1 protein-coding gene (running past one end of the window) is annotated in these 25,520 nt (G+C 45.6%); it reads right to left on the bottom strand.

What is annotated here, in order from left to right; all coding sequences use genetic code 11:
- Nucleotides 1-41: 41 nt before the first annotated feature.
- A protein-coding gene (locus MTBPR1_RS17915; RefSeq protein WP_069185580.1) for a tandem-95 repeat protein crosses the window boundary here: on the bottom strand, nt 42-25,520 show its 3' portion. 18,645 nt of this gene lie beyond the right edge of the window; the window shows 25,479 of its 44,124 coding nt (coding positions 18,646-44,124); the start codon falls outside the window, past its right edge; the stop codon is at nt 42-44.

Here is a 25,520-nt window from a genome sequence, read left to right as displayed (position 1 = left end):
AAAGGGCTGCAAGCTTATAACTTGCAGCCCTTTTTCATGTTTTAACCAAGTGGTATATCATGATTAACGATACGAATGTCCGTATCTTCAACCGTTGTATAACCGTCCATCTCAGCGACTTTTTGAATACCGCCAGCCGCCGTACCGTTGGTATCAATATAGAGTTCTGAGTTATTGTTCTCATCACCTTGCATAAAGATCACACTTGCTGTGCCATCTGTACCAAATGTACCAGCATCAACGGCGGCATCATCTGTTCCAACGAGCCCTGTTTCAAAACGAACTTCTGAAGGATCCATTGAGCTTAGAAGGTTACTAAAGCCACCAGAACCCATGCCAAGCATTGATGCATCAAAGACAAACTCATCACCATTGGAGATACCGCCTTCAAAATCGAGAATGGTATCAGTAAACCCAGTAATTTCTGAGGTTGAGTTATAGATAAACATGTCATCACCAGAACCACCGGCAAGAACATCATCGCCTTCTCCACCAATCAGTTCATCATCATCGCTACCACCGACAAGATAATCATCGCCATTTGCACCTGAAATCGTATCGGCACCGCCATCACCAACAATGGTGTTGTTGGCAAAATCACCTTGGATTTCATCGGCGTAGTTTGTACCGATCACATTCTCGATTTCATCAAGACTATCGTTATCGTGATCCAAACTGATGTATTGGGCTGAAACAACGTTCAAATCAAGGCTAATCCCTTCTGTTGCATCATGACCATATTCGATCCAGTCACTTCCAGTACCCCCGACGAAATCATCATTACCGGAACCAGCAACAATCGTATCATCACCACTACCGGCATTGACCGTATCAAGACCATCACTTGTAAAGATCGTATCATTGCCATCGCCTGCATTGATCACATCATCACCGTCACGACCCGCTAAGATATTATCATTGGCATCGCCTGTTAGCGTATCGTCATTATCGGTCCCATAGACATTTTCAATACCGGTTACATAATCAGTTTCGCCAGATAAGTTGATGGTGCCTGCTGATAAATCAGCATTAAGGCTATTGCCCCCTGCATATGGAATATAGCTGATTGTATCCAAGCCATCGCCGCCAACAAGTGTGTCATCACCCGTATCATAAATGAATACCTGCTCACCCATACCGCCAACAATGTAATCATCACCTTCCGTACCTGTAAGGGTCAGGCCATCGGCTTGTGAACCATCATTATTGAAGCGTTGGCTATATACGCCTGTACCTGTGGCATCTTCACCCGTCCACGTCACGACAAAGCCGTCTGGTGTTGCATCAACACGTGGGCTCACCTGATCACCCGCTACTTCCTGATTAACCAAGAAGGCATCGGTTTGTGGTGTACCTGTTGCATCAAAGATGCGACCAACAATCGCGCCTTGATCGCTATCTTGTGCGGTTGACTGCCAGATTGCAACGAAGTTTCCGTCGCTCAGTGCTGTAGTACTAACACGTGTTTCTGGATAGAGGTCCCATTGATTAAGTGCAAATGGAGCAACAACAATAGACCCTGCTGGGCTGTAGATTGTTGCAACCGCATCAGCAAGGCCATCACTCGTTACATCCTCAGACCAAACAGCAAGGATATTACCATTTTCAAGAACCGTTAGGTCGCGCGAGAAGGCATCTTGCGGTGAATCTGGATTAGTTGTCAGCCATAACCAAGAGGTTTGAGTGCCAGATGCATCATAGATAGCTAATCTGACATGGGCATTTGTTGTATCATTTTGCTGGAACAGAACCGCCCAACCGCCATTGTCCAAGCCCACGACTTCAGGGCCTTCATTTACAAGACCTGTCACAGCAATATCTTGATGTGTTGCTGTTTCATCTGCACCATAACGTGCCGACTTGATATTATTACCATCTGCATAAGTGACAATGAAGCCCCCACCAGACAGCGCTGCAACACTTGCATTATCCTGCTCACCAGCAGCATCATTTACGGTAAATGTATTGCCGTTGTTATAAGCCGTATTGGCTGTTCCATCAGCATTTAACACCCGTGCATACACACCTGTGGACCCTGCGGAACCAAGCGTCCAAGTAATGACAAACCCGCCATCATCAAGGCCAGTAATGCGCGGTGTACCGTTAATGCCTGTGCCCGGGAACTGGCTGAAGTTTATTTCAGCAGAACCATTGCCCTCTTCGTCAAAGACGCGGTAATAAACCACATCCTGACTGCTTGCATCCTGACTTTCATAAGTAACAACATAGCCACCATACTTAAGCGCAGCAACATCTGCCACACGCTCATCATATGCTGTTTCCTGATTGACAAGAACATCGCTGCCCAGTGTCACACCGATTGTTGTTTGCTCTACCTGAATACCATCGGCATTAAAGGCGATTTGCTCAATCCCCACCAGTGTATCAAGCCCTTCAGAAGAGCTAGAGGAATTGTATCCTGCCTCAACCTGGACAACACCACCGATTTGACTGATGACATATTCGCTAGATTTACCCGCATATTGGGCCATATCAGCACCGTCACTACCCACAAGCACATCATCCCCGCCGTTACCCGTAAAGGCGTCAGAACCAGCATAACCAAACATATTATCCTGAGTATCACCACCATACAGGTCGTTATCAGCACCATCACCTAGTACCAAATTGATACTTGGTGCAGAACCATCACCGATCAAACTAAAATCAGAACCCGTCAAGGTCTTGATACCGGACAGTTTAACCATAAAGTCTGAGTATTTATCATCACCACTAAGCACCTTAGTGATTACATAGGTATCAGTGCCATCGTTAAATGTGACCAATTTACCCCAGCCAACTATTGAGCCATTGAGGATAAAGTCGACCATATCACTAAGTGAACCCGCACTTGATAGGTCACCAAGATCACCATGGAAGCTCAGATGCCCTGCATTATCCATGTAAAGGATGTCACTGCCTGGCGTGAAGTCGGTAATAGTATCAACCTCACCTGATAACGTGCTGTCATCTGAAGATGAGTAATAGAAAAAATCAGCCCCAGAACCACCTGTCATCATGTCGGCACCGCCGCCACCTGTCAGGAAGTTGCCATCAGCGTTACCAATCAAGATATCGCTATAGTTCGTACCCTTGGCACGTTCCACACCGATCAAGGTATCCACACCAGCATCAGCAGAGATGGTCTGCGCGGTTGAAACCGACAGATCAACAGAAACACCCGATGTTGTATTCAAATATGAGTAATCGATCTCATCTTTGGTGCCACCAGCGCCATCGAAATAGTCATCACCACCCATGTCACGGAAACGATCGCGCCCGTCACCACCGTTAAAGGTATCGTTAAACTCTGTAGCTTTAATGCGATGAACGTCTGTAAGAGTATCTGTATCGCCAAAGCCATCCACAACCGTGTAAGAAACAGTTGAGGCTGTAAAGCTTGTTTGCGTCACCGTAATGCCTTGGGTCGCGCCATAGGCACTGTCACGGGAGTAATCGATTTCAAGGAAATTACTGCCATTACCAATAAAGACGTCATTACCTCCAAGACCTTGGAATTGCTCAAAGCTAAGTGAGCTATCACCCGCTGTAAAGCTATCTGCATTCATTGTACCGCGAATGGCATCGATATTATTGATACTATCGGTATTCCCCCATGAATCGATCACGGTATTAAGCGACATATTGGCTGTAATGCCGTTTCCTTGTGTCGCACCAGCCTGCTCATCATAGTTATAAGCAACATAGTCATGACCATCGCCACCATGGAATGTATCAGCCCCATCAAAACCAAGGAAGAAGTTGCTTGACCCATTACCAGTAATCACATCGTCATACATGGAACCCGAAACATCTTCAATATTGACCAATGTATCTAGGCCAGCACCACCTGTTACTGAACCTGTGGCGAGATTAACATTCACAAGGGCCGTTGCATCAAAGTAGCTGACCATGTCATCGCCAGAGCCACCATCGATATAATCATTATCCTCATTACCGCGGATCCAGTCATCGCCTGCCCCACCGTAAATAGAATCATCTCCAGTGCCACCATAAAGACTGTCATCGCCATCATGACCGTAAATGGTATCTCCCATTTCCATGCCATAAATCACATCATCTGAAGACGAACCATTTAGCGTATCCACACCTGCAGTCCCGTTAAGTGGGGCTGAGGAGTCATATTCAAGAGTAAGTGCAGATGTGTCCTGATTGTTTGACGCATCTTCAACAACTACGGAGAGATCAACCTTGCCTTCAAAACTTGATGTCGGTGTAAAGGTGAAGGTGCCGTCTGAATAGCTCAGCGTCCCACCTGTAACATTCAAGCCATTACTCTCAATCTGAGCCAATGTCATACCATTGATAGAATGTACATCCGTAGCATTCTTATCATTGGTAAACAGAGACGATTTGGTAAAGACAATCGGTTGATCAACCGCACTGAGGTAATAATCAGCTAAAGCATCAACATTCAGGTTAGAACCCGCATAGAAATCAGAGTATTCTAGTGGGTCTGTAAAGTTCGCAAGGACGATAAATAGACCCGAATTATCCGAACTATCCTGCTTCACATACACATAGGTGTTTGTGTTATCGCTAAACCAAAGCAGCTGCCCCGGATCAATTTTACTATCGCCTTCAATCAGGCCAATAGTGGTGGATATATCCGTTGTATAGCCCTCATACTCCCCAAAGACATTCATGGTTTGGCTACCAGATAGTGAAATTTTATCTGTACCTTGCACAAAGTCGGTAATTGTATCGTAATTGGTCGTATTACTATCACTTGAGCCAAAGAACTCAAAGGTATCGGTGTCTGCGCCACCTGTTAGGGTATCTGCACCTGTGCCACCTTCAATATTATCAGCACCTGCGCCACCGGAAATCACGTCATCGCCGCCATGGCCCCACAGATAGTTGGCAGAGCCATCGCCTGTAATAACATCATTATGGAAACTACCCGTCACATTTGCCACGTTCGTAACCGTAAAGCCGGCAGCATTTTGATGCGTACCCGTACCAGCGCCTAAATCAACCGTTATGCTTGCTGATTGGCCGACAAAGGAGATTTCATCACCATCAATCGCATTACCACCATTGATGCTAGACACGCCTGCCTGAACGATAAACATATCATAGCCCGCCCCCCCATCAAGGTTCTGGCCTGATTTACCGATATAAAAATCTTCATTATCCGTGCCAGTACTGCCATCAACGATAAACAAACCATATGAATAATTTTCGGGCTGAAGATGAACATAACTATTTGAGACTATATAGACTGAGCTTTGCGTACCATCTTTAATCGTTAGCTCATAACTTTCTTCATAGGTTGCCGCATCTTCCAGCGTGGTTGTGTAAATGTCAGTTCCATCACTGATTGTCACCACAAAGTCATTACCAGAATAAGCCCCATCAATAATGGTAAAGCCAGATAGTCCTTCCTCAGTATCTAGAAGCAAGGTTGTAACATTATCGATTGGATTATTTTCCCAATCAACACCACCTTCATTACCTTGGGTATGCTGGATCACATCATGACCAATTGACATATGAACCGTATCGAAACCATACCCCGTATAAATGGTGTCATTACCTTCCAACCCGACGAAATGCTCACCAATAGTCTGCCCAACCGTTATGTTAGCAATCCCTGAAAGGCTATCATCACCGGTAATATCGCCATTGACCTGAATTGTCATCTGGTTCCCGGAAACAGCCGTTACGCTACCATAACCATCAGCTTCTGAAGAAATATTCAAAACAGTGAGGCTATCACCGACAGAGAAGCCATCAAATGTATTGGCATCGACCGCTGTAATGACAATTTCATTGCTTGCGGCTGTGAGTGTAAGGTCAAACAGATTTCCAGCAGCAGATGTCACTTCAACAGCAGATGTTGTCAGGTTATCCGTACCAGCCATATCAACGATATAATGGATTGGGTAATCCCCCGCAAAGATATGATCTTTATTGGGGAGCTGTTGGGAAGCCTCAAAGTAAACTTTTGTATCATCATAAGAGACACTACCTGAAGCACCCGTCCCATTCACATAGATAAAGTCTTTTGCCCCGGCCTCTGAAGTCGTCACCCTATAAAGGGTGTCTGCATCAAGTGTTAAGGCAAAGAAGGCCGTTTCATTCGTGACCGTGATCTCTTCATAAGCAACACCATGCATACCATTGAATTTGATATTATCAGTACTATCAAAATTCAAGATGGTATCGGGTGCAGTTGATGGAGAGTCAGAAGCAGAAGTATAAACGATCCAATCGATATCGTTATCAACGCTACCCGTATCCAGTACATCTGCGCCAGCACCCCCATTCAAGGTATCATCACCAGTGCCACCTGATAGATAATCACTCTCATCACCGCCATTGATCGTATCATTACCATCAAGACCAAGGATCGTATCGCTACCTGTGGTTCCTGAAATGCTCTCATCAATATCACTACCCATGATGAGATTATTTCCACTGTCAACAATTTGGCTACCATCATAGGTCGAACCATCTGGATTAAAGCGTTTGTGGACAATATCACTATTGCCACTTTCCTGTGTTTCCCAGGTTACAACAAAACCACCATCCTGCATGGCAGCAACGTTTGGACGCTGCTGAGCTGCGGAAACAAGCTCGTTAATCAGGATCTCACCGCCAATGGCAACGCCTGCCTCTGTATAGAGCTGACCCCAAATGCCACGTTGTGAGGCAGAAGAAGCATCATCGTTTTGGCCTTCCCAAATGATAATGAAATTACCATTGTTAAGTGTTGCAACCTGCGGCAGGAATTGCGTGCCTGTTTCGTATGTATTAACCGCAAACTGGGCAACTTGCTCCACACCATGGCTATTAACGATCTTGGCATAAACACCATAGCCGTTAGAATCATTGCCATACCATGTGACAACCATATTGCCATTCTGCAAGGCCGAAATGGACGGATAATCTTCAAGCTGTGTTGAGTTACTGATAACAAAATCAGACCCCCAAGTGCCTGTATCAGGGTCATAACGGCGACCATAAACGCCTCTTACGGAACCAGCATCTGAATCTCTCCAGACGACCATGATGCTTCCATCTGTTGCAACAGCAACATCTTGATGGTGTTGATGTTGTGTGTAGCTGCCTGTGTTTACAACCGTTTCAGAAACAACAACATCTGAATTCACATCATAGGTTTTAAAGAAGACATCGGAATAATCCGTATTTGCCACACCACTAAGTTCAAGACGATATGTAATGGCAAAGCCGCCGTTATCCAGCGCGCTGACTTCCGGCTCACCCGGATAGTTGATCGTAGCTTCATTCACCTGAGTTTCATCTGTGTGAAGTGTGCCGTCAATATTATAGCGTTTGAAGAATGTTCCGGCAGAACCACCAGAACCATTGCCCCATGCGACAACATAGCCGCCATCAGCCAAGCCTGCGACACTTGGTTCATAATGGAAATCGCCTGTTGTCGTATTAACAATCGTTTCAGAGCCAAATGTTGAACCATCAGCATTATAACGTTGTGAGCGAATGTTATAGGAGCTACCCGGTGAGGTATCGCGCCATACAACAACCCAGCCGCCATCTGTTAAGGAAGCAACATGTGAATAATCTTGCCCACTTGTTAAAACAGTATTGACGATTTCCTCATTCAATGGGTTCACGTTGATCGTCAACTGACCCGTTGAACTCCCACCGCTGCCATCACTCAGGCTGTAACTAAGTGTATCGTTACCTGTGAAGTTAGTATTTGGCGTATAAGTCCAAGTGTCATTACCGTTATCAACGATATTACCATTTGAAGCTCCAAAGATGCCTGTTACATCAAGTGTATCTCCATCTTGGTCCGTATCGTTAGTAACAAGATCAGCAAGCGTAATGGTAATCTCATTATTCTCAAAGGCAGAGAGTTGATCATCAACCGCAACAGGACGGTCATTATTCTCAGTGACCGTTACTGAAATTGAGAATGGTGTTGAGTAGTTATCATTACTATCCACCGCAACAACTTGGAAACTGTCAGACCCCACAAAATTGACATCTGGGTGATAGACATATGTGCCATCAGGCTGAATATCAACGTCACCGTTAGAGGCTTGCAGATGAAGCTCCAGCGTTACGCCAGTATCCAGCGTTCCGACATTAGGGTCAGAGAAGCTGATAATACCATGATGGCCTTCATCTTCTTGAACATTAATAGATGTGCCCTGTTGAAGGACCACAGGAAGTGGCGGCACAAACTCAGCACCACTTGGCAAGGTGATATCTGCATTATTTGCAGTCGTATCAGTAATAACCGTACCAGTTGGGTCATCAATCATACGCCAGTAGCCCAGCAGGTTCGCCTCTGTACCATCAAGGCCGCCTTCGCGTGCTTTTTCAATATCGGTTTGGGTCATAGCTGTATTCCACAACTGAACCTCCCCGATATGGGCATTGACGTTATTACCAAGCACCGCACTATGCGTGCCTGTCAGATCAAAGTTACCTTGAACGGTTGTGACATTGTCATAGCCTGTATAGACCGTCAGTTCAGAGCCGTCATAAGTAAGCGAGATATTTTCCCACTCGCCAATATCGTACCCATTGGAAATTGTGGTGGAGAAAGCACCGTTATTAACACTAACGACCAATTCCTCATTGGCATTAAGCGTAACAACAAGCGCACCAGCACCAAGGTTTAACAATTCCTGACCGGATGCAGCATCCACAGTCAACCAGATTGAGGCTGAGAACTCCCCTGCACTAATGGTCTGATCACCCAATGCAATAGAGGCCGTCCCATCAAGGCTGAGAGCCTGATGCGGATAATCATTCAGATTTGGTGTTGGGCTAGACCATGTTGGCGTGCCTGTGATTGTCAGGTCACCAAATGAGGAAGAATAATTGCTGTTGGAAACAGTGCTACCAGCGCCATCGTCAAAATTCCAGTAGCCCATTACATTATTACTGGAGCCATTCCAAACCCCATTATTATAGACATTTGTGAAGTCAGTTACTGTTAACTCACCAGAGAAAATTGCAAAATCTGCCAAGTCTCCGACAAATGAATTCGCGCCGCTATAGTCTTCACCAAATGTCAGTGTTGCAGTTGGGTTAAAGGATGTAATTGCACCATCGTGCAGTTTTGTGATGGATCCTGCAGGTACGACTGAACCATCAATGTAAATCTGGATACCATTTGTGACATCAAAGGAATAGCCAACATTATGCCAACTTCCGTCGAGCATATCATAACCATTAACCTTGTAATGTTTATAGATACCACCCTCACCAACAATCTCAAGAACGAGATTGCCACCAACAGGTTCGGTTGAGAAGTTGATTTTGTGACCTTCTGCACTATTTGCTGAGAAGAAAGTACTTGATGTTGTTGATTTCATCCAACCTGATAGAGAGTGCGTGCCAAAGCTGGATGTACTAGAACTAACTGCAACATCATCCCCGCTAAAGGACAGACTATCAAAGCTTCTGATATGATTATTGTTATCAGAGAGGTCTTCAACATATTCCTTATCGTCATGTCCAGCCGAAGCGAAGTTCCAGTATCCTTCAAGCGTGATATCCGTTGCGGGAATTGGCTGTTTGCTCATATAGGTCTGAATTTCAGTTTCTGTGCGAATGTCAGACCAAATACGCGCTTCAGTCATCTCACCGCTAAAGAAATTCAGCGGGTTCACTGGGTCAACCGCCCCAACAATCAGCTCAGCATTACCGCCACCACTTGGTGCTTGTGACTGTGGATCAAATGTATTGAATGGTGAGCTTGAGCTCACATCGTCAATTTCACCTGAAACTGCGGAGACCTCAGTCCCGTTTTTATAAAGTTTGACGACACCGTTATCAGTATCACGCACCAGCGCAATATGTGCCCATTCATCAACAGTTAAATTCGCATCAAAGGTGATGATGACATTTTTACCCGCATCATATTCGTGTGAATAAATGATATCACCTGTTGTGGCTTCGATCTCAACCAGATAAAGCCCATTGTCTGCACTTAGCTCAGAGCTCGTATCGCCCATCATACCAAGAACAGCCTGAATGCTATCTAAATTGTCCGGTTTGATCCATGTTTCAACCGTCAGATCAGCATCAATCGCAAGTGTTGCATCGGCCCCGCGACCCACATTGACATAATCATCCACACCATCAAACACGACGGAGGCCATTTCAGCCACCACACCCTCAACAGTTGGTGGAGCGTTATATTCAACCATGCCTGTCAGGCTTGAAAGCTCAGGCGGTGTTGTCACCCCTTCAAGCTTGATCAAAGTGCCATCATAGTTGCCACCGCGTACATAGATATAACCATCTGTGTTTGAAATGGTGAAGAAGGCCGTGCGGCTCGCATAATCACTATCAAGATTAATTGCAGAAATTGCCGTATCAATATCTGGGTAGTTACCAAAGCTTTCTGCCAAGTACCCTGTACCTGTCATAGAGCTAAAGGAAATCGTATCGCCCTCAGCTGCATTAAAGTCCTTGATGGTATCCCAGACCTGATCGTTTGTGGTGTTGTAATAACTATCTGTAGCACTTTCATAGGCAAAGATATCGCCACCTTCACCACCGCTAAGAACATCAGCCCCCATCTGACCAACAAGGGTATCGGCACCACCTGTGCTTCCTGCCAATGGGTTTTGGATCATAAAGACATCGTAGTTATTGTCCGCATCACCAGAGACCAGGTTATTTGAGCTTGAACTAAAGATAATGGTTTGCCCATCACCACTTAAGGATTGAGCAACAGACGTACCGCTTGTGCTGGCTTGACCATCTTGATCAATATTAACACGGGTAATCGCGCCTGTTTGAAGGTCTTTAATAAAGGCATCTTGTACGTTATTGGTGTCATTATCAACAAGGTCCGTTGCATCTGATGAAAATAAGACATAACGCCCATCATCAGAAATATCCGTTATGAACGAATAGGTTGTTGCATCACTTGAGGCAGTGCCATTTGCATCTGCACTCACCAATGTCGTCGTATCATTTACAGTATCACGTACATAAAGCTGTTTACCGCTCACACCGTTGATGACATTTGCACTGTTTGTCCCAAAGACAATAAAGCGCCCATCATCTGACATGGAGATATTGCTGAAGGAAGCGCCTGTAAGAGGCTGTGTATCATACCCAAGGCTGACAACCTCAACCGCTTTCGTGCTTACATTCTTGAGATAGAGATAATATTCAGTATTAGACAGGCCAGAAATCAATGGCTGGCTTGCCCCACCACCTGCAATATGGGAAAAAGCAACCAGATTGCCATCTGCAGAAACCGCAAATGTATGGTTGGCTGAGCCAGCGCTGACAACACCGCTTGCATCACTTGCAATCTTGGTCAATGTACCTGTACTGAGGTCTTTGTGATAAATACCCGCAGCTGTACCATCATGATCAGGGAAGCTATTATCTGATGCAATAAAGATTGCAGAGGAACCATCGGTCGAAAGCTCAGCATAATCAACATTAATACCTGTTGTCTTAGCGCCTGCCGTAGATGAGTTCACAATATGGATTTCGCCCGTTTGCATGTCTTTGACAAACAAATCTTTGAACCCATCATTATCTTCCGCACTATTTAGGACAGCTGAATGACTATTAAACAGGACATAGCGTCCATCATTTGAAACCCCAAAGACACTTTGACCGGAACTGATCGTTCCATCAAGAGCTGTAGAGGCATACTGGATTTCACCCGTTTCAAGGTTTTTGACATAAACCCGCTCGGCTGAACCTAGGTTTGATCCATCCACAAGTGAATAAGCAGAACTTGTTGCATAGACAGCATAGCTACCATTTGAAGAAATGGCAGCTTGGCCTTGTGTCGTGCCATCTGAGTTATTCCCATCCGGCGTGACTGTCAGCAATGTTGGTGCGATGTAGTCATCACCATAAATCGTGTCATCACCACTGCCACCTTCAAGCGTATCACCGCCGCCTTTACCAACGAGAATATCGTTGCCATCATCAGCACGGAAACGGTTATCACTATCATTACCGATTATTGTATCGTCGTTTTTACTACCACGTACACGCTGAACGTTTTTCAGTGTATCTGTATCGCCATAGGTATCGGTCGCGGTTTCTTTAGACAGGTCAAGTTTGATACCGGATGAACCATTCTCTTCGCTATAAAGGATTTCATCTGTTGATGTACCACCATCAAAATAATCATCACCTTCCATACCCATGAAGCGGTCATAGCCTGAACCACCAATAAAGGTATCGTCAAAGCCCGTACCGCGGATACGGTCGATATTATTCAAAGTATCGGTATCACCAAAGCCATCTGTAACCGTATAAACCGTTGAGTCCGTATTGGCTGTGGCATTGATACCGTTAAAGCCACCAAACCAGATGTCTTTCTCATAAGAGACTTCATCATAGTTGATATAGCTGTTTAGGCCATTAAAGGTATCATCACCTGCCAAACCATAGAACTTGTTAAATGAAGTCGTACTTCCCGTATCATAACCTGTGAACACATCCACATACATGGAACCACGAACATATTCAAAGTTGGAGATCGTATCTGTATTACCCCAACCGTCTGTGGCTGTGCCTGTGTTGAAATTAACCGTTACACCCGCCGGGTCTTTTGAATAGGACAGCTCATCATATGAGCCTGCCCCACCATCAAGAACATCAGCACCGTCCATACCGGCGATACGTTCATAATGAGAACCATCAGAACCCGTGATCGTATCGGCATTATCTGAGCCGCGAACACGTTCAATGGAGCTAAAGGTATCGGTATTGCCATAGGTATCAACAACCGATGTACCATCAAGGTCAATGGTAATGCCTAAACCGCCTGTTTCCACATCAAAACGGATCTCATCACTACCACGTGCCCCGCTTGTCGTATCTTCCCAACCTGTATAGGTATCGGCCCCATCCATACCGGCAAAGGCATTATAATCCCCACCACCGATATAAACATCGTCGTAAGCCGTACCCTTGACCATATCGATGTCATAGAAATAATCATAACCAACACCGCCCATAATCGTGCCATCGGCAAAGTCTACGGTTATACCCGGTGCGTAATTATAGCCTTCATAAGACAGTACATCGTAATCAAGTTCAGATTGAGCAGGAATAACGCTTGAGCTTGCCTGTGGTGGCGTTTCGTAATATTCGTCACCATAAATACGCTGGCCACCTGCTTCCCCACCTTGTTGGTTGATTTTGATAACATCGTTACCGCCGCCACCAATCAAGGTATTGTTTTCAGAAGCTGCAATGAGAACATCATCGCCATACTCACCCATCAGGGTATCAGCACCATAGCCATTTGTGACCAAGGTATCCGCCCCGTCATAACCAAGGATCGTATCGCCATAACTTGTACCCGTAACTGCACCAGATGGCGCATAATCAACAGCAAACGGAATGTTTTTGGTCACCGCGGTTGCCGTACCATCATCCATTGTCACCGTCAGCGTACCTGCTGATGCAGGTGTCGCATCCGCAACATATGCAAGGTTCTCGCCCAACAGGTATGTATTAATGTCACTTGGTGTACCGGTGATGGTTAGGGTACCCGTCCCCTTGCCCGTCACACTCGCTGTTGTGAATGTATTATCCGTATAAGTCAGGCTGCCATCTGTTACAGAGATTGTAACACTCAGCGTATCACTGTCTTGATCGACAATATCCAAACCAAACACAAGGTTTGTGTCTTCGCTAGTGAAGTAGAACTGGTCTTCAATAATACCGCCGCTGCGCTCAGGTGCAACAACACGCCAAGAGCTTTCACCACCATCTTCAAGGATAGTTGCATGTTGGCTGCCATCTGCTGTGGCTTCATCAAAGACAAAGCTGCCTTCATTTTCATTAAAGCGATAGAGACGCGCCAGACCTGTCTCATCCCCCACAAGGGTTGATTTTTGGTTGGTTTGAATTTCACTTAGTGTTCTAGCATCATCCCAGATACGGACTTCATCAAAATACGCATCGATAGCATGACCAATTGTTAGATCACCCGTTGCTGGGGTCGGATCAGCTGTTGCATCGATCTGCGCTGTAGGATCAACGAGATTGACAGATTGACCATTATAGAAGGCGCTCCAGTCGCTGCCATCATAGCTGACAGCCACCTGTGTCCATTCATAACTGACAAGAGGCTCATCAAGATACATTGCACCTTGGCCTTCAATGACCAATGCAACACGGTTCACCCCATCAATCTGCATTAACGCAAGGGTGATACCGTTAGAGCCAAGCGTACCATTTGACAGCAACATCTCACCAGCAGGAGCAGAGCCCATGTAACGGAATGTAACCTCAACAGCCATTGCATTTGCACTTGGTGTAAACACATCCGCTGAAACTTCACGATCAAACATGTAAAGCGATGACGTAGTGTTTGACGCCTCTGGCGCATCATTAAGATCATTAATGCTCAGATTGATGGTTTTCGTATATGCCAAACCATCTGGGTCTGTCACGACCACATCAACGCTGTCACTCCCATATGTCGTGCCATTAAGTGGGTTTTCATGATCAAGACTGACACCATCCTTCAGGCTGAGCTGATCACCAATAATATCAAAACGCTCATCATTTGTCGTAAACGTCAGCTCTTCTTGGGTATTATCAGGATCAACACCTGTGAGACTCCCCACAAGTGCGCCTGCATCATTCTCGTTCAGGCTAACTTGCTCAAGCGTAATATTGGTTGGTGGACCTGCGATTGGTTGAACGATTGTGCCTTGGGTCGTGTTGAAACCATCGCTTACGTCAAAGGTGATCTCAATCTGACCATCAAAACCTGATACAGGTGTTAGATGCCACACACCACCGGTTTGGTCTTCCAATGTATGGCTACCAACGACCTGAACATTCGTAATGGTCAGGCTTGCACCTTCTTCATCGGAAATTGCAGTAAGCAGGTCAGCTTGGGTAATAACAATATTGGCTGTATCTTTGGCGACTGCTGTTAATGTATGGCCTGCATCAACAGGGGCATCGTTAACAGCCAGAATTTCAAAGCCATAGCTTGCTTCAACAGGTTCTGTTTTCCCGTCATCAAGCGTGTAGCTAAATTTATCGGAACCGGAAATCGTTGCATTTGGCACATAAAGAACGTTACCCCCCACAACCGTATCATTCACAACAACGGCTGCACCTTGGACTGGTTCATCATTAACATCAAATGTCATGTGATAGAGCGTGCCATTTTCAGGCAAGTCCGTCACAACGGCGATTAGCGTATCCCCATCGGCATCATAACCATCAAGGGCGAAGACTTTTGGCTTATCTTCAACAACAGCAACAAGACGCTGGCCTTGAATAATATCTGCATTGGCTTCCTGCCACGTGACATAGAACTGATTATCCTCAGTCGCAGTGACTTCCATATATTCAGTGGCGCCATCTTGATTGGAATTAATCTTGAAGGCAGACCCGGCCAACTCACCCTTTTCGGTGATATATTGGCCCATCATTTCCCAACCCACTGATGGATAATTTTCCTGCCAAACCGCCAGCATAGTGCCATCTTTGGCAACCGCAATTTCAGGTGTTGTGATCTGGTTTGTCGATGGAGTCAGATTAATCGGGTCTGGGAACATATTGGCATAACCAGAAGCCGCATTGCCAACCATCTGGAATTCAACATCATAACTTCCAGATTGGAATACCGCAGCAAACCCGCCGTCAACTGTAGAAACGATCTCAGGTCGGCTACCCGCAACCCCATCAGCTGAATCTGTAATTACAAATGGCTGATCATTTGGTGAAGCCAATGGTGCGAGATTAGCATCAAAAACTTGCGCTTTAATTTCGTCATCAGTCAGCGTTGCCTGATACACAACCGCAATATTGCCATCTGACAGTTCTGTTACAACGCCGTAAAAGACACCCAGAGCCCCTGAGTCAACCTCTACCTGACCAACAGAGACACCTGGTGAACTCTCGTAATCCGTTCCATCTGCCTTATAGCGGCGCACAAACATGTCATAATCAGATGTCCCTGGGTTATGCATTGAATGCACAACTACAAAGCCACCATCAGATGTTGGCGAAAGTGTGCCCACATATTGGCTGCCACCAGCTGTATAGCTGACTGTGTCAATGATTGAGCCATCGTCAGGGTTAATAATGCGCGCATTATACCCCCCACCGAAGTTATAATTCACAACGATATTGCCGTTGTTCAGGGCGATGAGTTCTGGCTGGGCAACAGCAGAGGCCTCATTAACAAGAACCATTTCGTTAGTAAGGGCATTGCCTGCATGGTCATAACGCTGACCAACAATATCACCATCAGCAGTTTTCCAGATGGTGAAGGTCTCACCACCTTCAAGCCCAACGACTTTTGGTTCAACCCAGATATTGTCTACAGATGCCAAGTTGTCATTAACGATTTCTGTCGCGCTAACAAACGTTTCAGATTCAGGGTCAAAGACATAATGCTCAGAAGAGGCATCGTAAGAATTCGTGCTATTAATGAAATGCTCTGCTGAGGCAAGATAGAACTGACCATCAATTTCATAATGTTCGAAATCCCAAAGACGTGTGCCTGTTGTGAATGTCTGGAACTCAGTAAAGGTCGAATTGGTTGTATCCCACTGATAGATTACTGCCGTTCCGCCTTCGGTTGACAGAACAGCATAATCCTCACCACCCATAACAAAGTGATGCCAGTTAAGAGCTGAAGGAACAGCCGTAAAGGTTTGAGCGTTTGTGATATCAAACTCATCATTGGCAGCGTCCCACTTCGCAATGCCCGAAACTCCCAAGTAATCTGCATAGGCCAAGTAGGTATCACTACCAATGGTGAAAACTTCAGCATTAGATATTGAATTACCAGCATAGCTCTGGATGGTTGAGAAAGTGCTCGCTTGTGGGTCCCACTCCATAATTCGGTTTGTACCTGAAACCGATGTAATAGACAGGTAACTTTTCGCACCGATGCTAAAGGTTTCAACATCACCTACACTGAAGCTACCAAGGCTTTGATGTGGCGTGACGCTAAACGCAGACCCATCCCATTTGTAGACGAAGGAATCACCCGTTTCATTACCGATAATGATGTAATGTTCCAGGCTCCCGTTATTATCAACAGAGAAATGTTCCCCTGAACGAGTGCCACTTGCTGGGAATTCATCACCAGTTGCAACAAACAGTTCTGTTGTCGGGTTCCATTTATATAACTCAGACGTATAGGCTGCGTCATAGTTCACCATCAAAACATAGGTATCGCCATCGATTTCAAAAACCTCTGAACCCGCTGATTGGTGTGTCGCAATGGCTTGATGTGGGGCTGCGCTATTCCAGCTTACCCCATCCCATTTATAGATATGTGAATTGATATGCGTGTTCGGCGTACCAGCTGTACCAGTCGCACCTTGGGCATAGATCAGGTATTTTTCACCATCAATTTCAAAGTAAGTGACTTCACGCGGGCCAGAAACTGCAAATTCAAGCGCCTCCCCACCAAACGTATTTCCATCATCAAACGCAATCGGCGCATCGTTGATATCAGTAAATGTAAAGGCCGTTTGGGAATTGTAGGTATCACTTCCAGATGTTGCCGTGAATGCAAGATTAACCGTACCGATGAAATTAGGGTATGGGGTGAAGGTGAACTCAGTACCATCAAAACTCAAATTACCATTTGCCAGATCCAGACCACCAGACATAGCTTGAATAGCTGCAGGTGTGTAACTCGCAATGCTATCAAGGCTCCATTCGTCCCCATCAGGGTCACCCGATACGCCCTTAAGGTCCTCATAATCAAAGACCACAGCGGTATCTTCAACATTTGTATCTGTGTAATCAACCGGGTCAGGAATATCTTTTACAGCCAAAACATTAAATGCATATGTCGCTGTAGAAGTCTCTAAGCCATCACTGAGACTATAGCTAAAGTCATCAGTACCAGCGAAATCAGCATCAGGTACAAACATAACCAAGTGATTGTCTGTCACTGTGCCCGCGGCTGTAATTTCAGTGCCAACAACAATATCGCCATTGCCATCATGAACAGGCTCACCATTGGCATCAACAGAAACATTAAACAGCTTACCGTTGATTGGCAGGTCAGTAAGCGTCGCTGTTAATGTTGCATTATCAGGATCATAACCATCCAGGGCAAATATCTTCGGTGTATCTTCAATAGCAGCCACAAGACGCTGCGCCTTGATTGCACCATCATTACCATCTTGCCATGTGATCATAAACTGATTGTCTTCAGTTGGTTCAATGCTCGGTGCAGATTGTGTGCCTGTAGAAGCTATATTGACATTGATTTTTGAACCCGCAAGTTCACCATGCTCAGTGACATATTGTGCATAAATATCAGTACCTTCAGCCCATGTGACAAGAATAGTACCATCTTTTGTGCTCGCAAGCTGGATATCCGTTGCAGACTGAGCCGTAAATTCTAACGGGACAGCTGTCTTCGGACTAAACCCATTATCCAGATCGTTGTAAATCATGACACGAATTGCAGCTGTATCATATTGATAAGCGACGGCAAAACCACCATCCTGCGTTGCAATCAGGTCAGAGTATGCATGGTTCTTGCTGCCGTCAGTCGGCATATAGATAATTGGTGTATTTGCAGGCGTCGTTGTATCCAACGTCATATCTGCATTGATGATCTGAACAACCGTTTCTTTCGGCTGGGCAGTTGAATCATGATACAGAACAGCAATCTGACTTTGACCTGCAACAGCCCCGTCCGTCAATTCAACGATTGAAGGATACAGATTGCTCCCAGAATTGAAAGTCGTGTTTGGAAGTGTTACTTCAGACACGGATTGCCCGCTGGCATCAAACTTGTGAATTTGAATGGGGTAGCTCGTGTTATGGACAACATAACTTACGATAAACCCGCCATCTGATAGTGCTGTAAGTTCAGCACCATGCGGATTTCCAACTGAAGATACAGCAACTGGCGTTGAAACAGAGTTATTAGACGTATCAATGACTACTGATTGGAACTTGTTCGTCGTTGTATCAATATAACTAACCGCGATATTGTCATTAGCCAATTTGGTAATGCTGTGAGCAGATTCACCTGATGCAGTTGCAGCAACTGCAAATTTTGTCCCAACGGGCGATCCGTCAAGGGTGAACCTTTGTGCATATAAATCATTTGCATTTGTGTTTTCAACCCAAAGCGTAATGTAGGTACCATCCCCCATCATCACAACTTCCGGGGCCGTCATTATGTTCGTTGCGTGGTCTGCAAGAACAGTATCAGGATCACCAATTGTCTTAAGCGTTGGTTCTTGTGCATCATTAAGCGCTGCACCGCCGAGTACCGCATCACCGTTTGCACTCACCAAATCCGCTGTCGTGCCGTTTACAGTACTATCAAGTGGCAGATAGGTAATCAGGCCAGCTTCAGTACCCGTAAGCTCTTTACCAAATTCAGTTGGACTAATCGCACTATCCCAAACACGAACATCGGATATCTCACCTTTAAAGTACTGCGCCGCACCATTGTTATAATAACCAACATCAAGTGCATTTGTCGTGGCAACAGGTGTTCCACTAAAGGTGCTTGACCCAACGATAGTCCCATCAACATACATAACAACCGAATTACCGTCGAAGGTAACCACGACATGATAATCCGTGTTGTCGCTTAAAATTCCGCCGTTAAGACTAACACCATAACTGGAACCATTCCCCATAAGGAGGTTCAAATTACCATTCGTCTGGATTTGCAGGTTTAATTCAGCCGTCGCATTATTCGAACCGCGCTTACTAATAATCGATTTATAGGCCCCGTCTGCTGCAATTGCCGTAGTGAAATCCACATCAATGGTAAATGCATCACTGACCTGCGATGTCACACCCGTTCTGATATAATCACTTCCGTCAAAGGTCATTACGTTATGGGACAGCCCAGAGCCCAATGCGCTCGGTGCATCATTTACAGGTGTATAGGTCAGATTAATGCTGGCATCACCAAGTGATCTACCATCATAAATCTCAAATGGAATACTGACATTACCGTCAAAATCTGGGTTCGGCGTGAAGGTATAATCGCCTTCCCCACCATAAGAAAGCACACCGCCTTCAAGCGTAACAGGGTTACCTGAACTTACGCCGGCAACATCATAGATTGAGAAATTATCCCCATCGTATTCCGTAACCTGATCCAGCAAATCTTGAGACGTAAAGTAGATGGCACTATCTTCAAGCTGGGTAATTTCAAGATCAGCCACATCAGGGGCATCATTTACCCCCTCAAGCTCAATCGTGTAATCCCCTGTGGATTGCAACTCACCGTCTGTTACCGTTACCGTCAGGATGTCTTTACCAAAGTAATGAGCATCAGGTGTATAGGTCCATGTGCCATCAGTATTGTCAGTTAATGTGCCATTTGCCGCTGCAACGCTGACAAACGATACCGTATCACCTGCATCCACATCATAGAAGTTGGACAGCATATAAGCTTCACTAAGGACAAAAGGCGTATCTTCTGTGGCATTAATCACGCCCTGTTCATAAGGAACAGGTGTTGCAACACCAAGTGTATCGAGCGTCGTGGTTTCAATATGACCTGAGCTATCAGACCACGAAACAACAAACTGACCCAGACCATTTTCAGATACAGACACGTCACCTTGTGAGCCCGTCGTATCGTTATGAACACGAAATTCAATACCAACAGCCGTACCATCAGCTGAATAACGTTGACCATAGACGCCAAATTGACCCGCAGTATCGCCACTGTCTTGAACAAGCGATGACCAAACAGCGACAAAACCACCATCAGGTAAACCTACAACATCAGGGAAGGACTGGTTATCGGCTGTATAGCTATTGAGCTGGAGATCACCTGTGACAGGCGTGCCATCTGTCTCAAAGATGCGCGCAGCCGCACTCCATGGGCCACTGCCATCCAGTGTTTCATCTGACCATGCCACAACAACGTTGCCATTGCTCAGCTCAGTAACCTGCGTATAGGCCTGGTTTCCACCCGCTGAAGTGCTTGCTTGCGTTTCACTTAAGACACTGCCGCCATTTTTATCAAAGATGGCAAAATATGGATCGTTTGTACCGTTATGGTTTGTTGTCCAGCTAACCGCAAAGTTACCACCACTAAGTGCTGTTACGCTCGGCCAGCTTTGGTTGCTACTTTGTGTCCCAACGGCAAAGTCTGCAACGACCTCATTACCATCGATATCCACAATCTTCGCATAAGCATCAACCGCACTGTTTTCCTGCCAGACAACAGCAAAGAGTTCAGCACTCCCCGTGCCGACTTCACCTAATGACTCAATCCCGATGCGAACCTGATCATTGCTGTTTGTTGTGGTCGCATTGTAAATAGTCCCCAAAACAGGCGTTGGCGCGGGATCAACGGAACGCATAAAGACGTCAAAGTCACCATCGCTTGCTTCGTTCCACGCAACAACATAACCACCACCGGCTTTTGCCGTGATATCGGGTTGAGAGCTATCTTGACCACTTGACGTAATCTGGAAGGCATCGGTCTGAAGTTCATTACCATGGACGTCATACATACGCCCAAAGACTTCTTCATACCCATTTACATCCGCAGACCAAACAACCATATAGCCGCCATCTTCACCATGGACGACTTCAGCGCCATATGGGGTTGTTTGGGCAGTATCACTGGCTTGAACATCCCCAGCTGGACCACCCACATTGATTGAAACAGGTGTCGTTACACCATTCGTAGTGAAGGTCCGCGTTTCAGCGTTAATATTATCTTCGTTCCATGAGACAATGAAACGACCATCAGAATATGTGTCAATATTCGGCTGGTATTGATTACCCGCAGCAACTTCATTGACCTTGAATTCATCCCCAACTGCAGTTCCGCTATTATCAAAGCGTTGACCATAAATACCGTATGTTGAACTGTCTTGTCCGCCTGACTGCCAAACAACAATAAAACCACCCGCATCAAGAGAAGCCATTGTTGGGTTATTTTGACTATCAGCTGTATGAGTATTTACGAGGAATGCATCTTTTAGGACGGAGCCATCATTATTATAAACTTTGGCATATGTGCCCGAGGCGCTGCCATCCAATGTATCATCCTGCCATGAAATGACATAACTTCCATCTGAAAGCACTGTTACATCTGAATTATACTGCGCACCACCACTTAGTGTAGACGCGTTTGTCTCAGCAATAAGTGTATTGCCGTCCTTATCAAATTTCGCATAGTAAACTTCATAACGACTATCCTGCCAAGCATGCCATGCTGCAACAAAAGACCCATCAGCAAAGGCAGCCACAGAAGGCGCATTTTGAGAACTAGCCATCGTTGTATTCATCGCGAAGAGGTCAACCACAACAGTACCATCTTCTGAGATAATCGTTGCCATTGACTCAGATTCTGCCGCATTGGGAACCAAGGCAGATTGTTCCTGCATCACGATAATAAGTTCATCTTTATTATCGCCGTTAATATCACCAATATTAACAATATCAGGTGCTGCTTGCACACCTGCGTCATTCGACACACCCGCAAGGTTTTTACTAATCATCATGTCGGTACCCAACACGACCTGCGTATTATCATTCGGGTCAATAGAGACCTTGCGTGCCTTCACATCATGATCAGTTGAACCTGAATAATCATACCAAGTAACAAAATAATCACCATCACTGAGTATAACACCTTCGGGCGCACGTTTTTCACGGGGGTCAGTAACCGTACTGACCATAAATTCATCACCAATTGGGTTACCCAATTCATCATAACGACGACCATAAATATGGTGAGTACCAGTCTGTGATGAACGCCAGAAGACGGCATATTCCTGATGGGCTTCATTCACGACAACAGAGGTTTGATAAACACTACTGTTACCAGAACCCGTAACGGTTACCTCATGACTATTTAATGCTTTCTCTTGCTCGCTAAAGCGTGGGGCATCATTGAGCCCACTGTATGACAGGTCAATTGTTCCGCCAACAGGGTCAGAAAGACCATCCGTTGCTGTAAAGGAAATTGATAGATCGCCTGCAAATTCAGCTTCAGGAGTAAAGGTAAATGTATTCGTTCCAGAGTTATAGGCTAAGACACCATCACTCAGTGTCTGGTCAGTACTATTAAGGGTTTCAAGTGTGACACCTGCAACGGTTTCAATGCTCAGCTTATCTTCATCAACATCACTAGTCTGATCAAGCAAGTCAGCAAGTGTGAAGGTGATAATTTGGTCTTCATCTGCATTAATGACCAACGGCACTGTTACAGGCGCATCATTGATCGACATGATATCAAAGCTGATGGACTGTGCCACAGGTGGGTTCACACCATCACTGACTGTATAGGCAAAACTACCACTGCTATCATCATCTTGGTTTGGAACGAAGATAACCAGACCTTTATCATTCGTCACAACCGTACCAACAGAGGTGATTTCATCCCCTTTTGTTGAACCATCAATTGTTTGATAGAATGTTCCATTGCTTGACAAAGCTGTCATGGTAACGGTGAGATCATCACCATCTGCATCGGTCCCGCCCAGCAGGAAGTTGCGTTCAATATCCTCACCCACATACTGGCTTTCGAACATGAACTTTTCAGCCATCACATGGCCTGTATGTTGATCTGTCCATGTGACCATAAAGCCACCATCAACTGTCGGGCTCACATGAGGTTGGACTTGGTCACCAAAATCAACATCATTGATTTCTAGGACACCCATGGCAGGATTTAAGTTTGGATCATAATAACGTGTCCAGATATCACGCCCGTCAAACCCATTAGCAGCCCATGTTAAGAAGATACTGCCATCTTCACCAACGGCGAGATCAAGGCTGCTGCCCGTTGTATCGCTTGTTACAACAATCTGTTGACCATCACGGAGCTGGTAGGCGCTATTATCATCAGGGTTTGGTTCATAAACATTCAGACGGATTTCACCTGTTGGGTAACCATGCTGATAAGCCACGGCAAAACCGCCATCAGGTGTGGCTTCAACTTGGTAATAAAGCTCCCAGGCTGATTCTGAAGCATTGCTGAGATGTTCTTGAGAAACCTCAAAGGCAGAACCGATTGGTGTACCGTCTTGTCCAAAAATGCGTGCCCATGTGTCTTGGTCTGTTGAGCCTGCATTTGTTTCTGTCCAAACCGCAACAACACGTCCATCAGAAAGCGTTGCCAGTTGCGCATCATCTTCATCATTGGTCGGTGCGCTGGCAATGATAAATTGGTCCGTATTACCCGTGATCGTATTGGTTTGTGGCACGCCATTGGCATCAAACAAGCGACCAAATACGCCCCAGCCACTACCATCAACCCCATTTGGATCAGAGTGCGCGGTCATAAACCCGCCATTATCCAGCGCAGTAATTTGAACCTTGGTCTGATAACCTGCTGTCGTTGAAGGAACAATGATCGGGCTATTATTCACAATAGAGCCATTGCTTGGATCAAAGATTTGAACCTGCATGGAATAATCCGCAGGCGAAGTAACCACAATCTCTTCGTAAGAGATTGCAACATTGCCATTGTTCAGAACAGTTGCATCAATTTGATATTGGGTTAGATCACCACCAGCAACAACATATGCCTGATCAATCGGCTGACCATGCACGTTTACACGTTGTACCATGACATCTTTAAGCTCACTACCGCCACGGTCTTGAACCCACATCATCAACGTTGTGCCGTCATCCAGCAAGACAGATTTCAGCTCGCTTTGATCTTCTGTGCTTTCATGCAGGACATAGCCCAAGACCCATTGGTTATAAGCAATCGGCACATCATTAACGGCGCTTACCGTTACATTCACCGTTTGTAGTGAATAATCACCATTCGGGTCTTCGATTTTCACAGTGAAGCTGTCAGAACCTGAATATTCATTATAAGGCTTGTAGGTAAAGGCCCCGCTGGCATCGAGCACAAGCTCACCATGTTCTGCCCCGGTTGTGACAGAAACCGTGGTGACTTCACCATCAATATCATTGGTCACAACGCGCCCTTCAAAGACACCATCTTCAAGAACGGTTAGCGCAGCATTTGTGTTAAGCGTGCCTTCACTTGGAACAGGTGTGTCTGTACCGTATGTCTCGAAAATACGGTGCTCGACATGGTCAGAGTCATCTTCCCAAGAAACAACAAAACGACCATCAGCAAGTGTGCGGATCATGGGGCGGCTTTGGCTACCCTCAGTATCCTTACTGATAATAAATTCAACACCAAGCTTTGTGCCGTCACTACTAAAGCGCTGTGCAAAAATGCCGCTTCCAGAGCCATCATTGTCGCCAAGGTCTTTCCAGACGACAACAAATGACCCATCTTTCATGGCTGCGATTTCAGCATTTTCCTGAATATCGTAATAATGTGTATTGCCAAGGATTGGAGTGGAAACCACATTACCGTCTTGGTCAATAACACCTACACGGATACCGCGCTCATGCGCATCTGCGCCATCTTCACTCCATGCAACGGCGATATTACCATCGGCAAGGACTTCCATACTTGGTCGTTTCTGATCGGCAGAAACAGCATCAATGGCATAAGGGGCGACAACTGGTGTTGATAGATCATCATAAGCAAAGCTGACATATTCAGTTGACCAATAGCCACCTTG

The organism is Candidatus Terasakiella magnetica (assembly GCF_900093605.1).
Lineage (GTDB): Bacteria > Pseudomonadota > Alphaproteobacteria > Rhodospirillales > Terasakiellaceae > Terasakiella > Terasakiella magnetica.
Note: the sequence above shows the minus strand (reverse complement) of the source record. Positions and strands in the feature narration are given on the sequence as shown.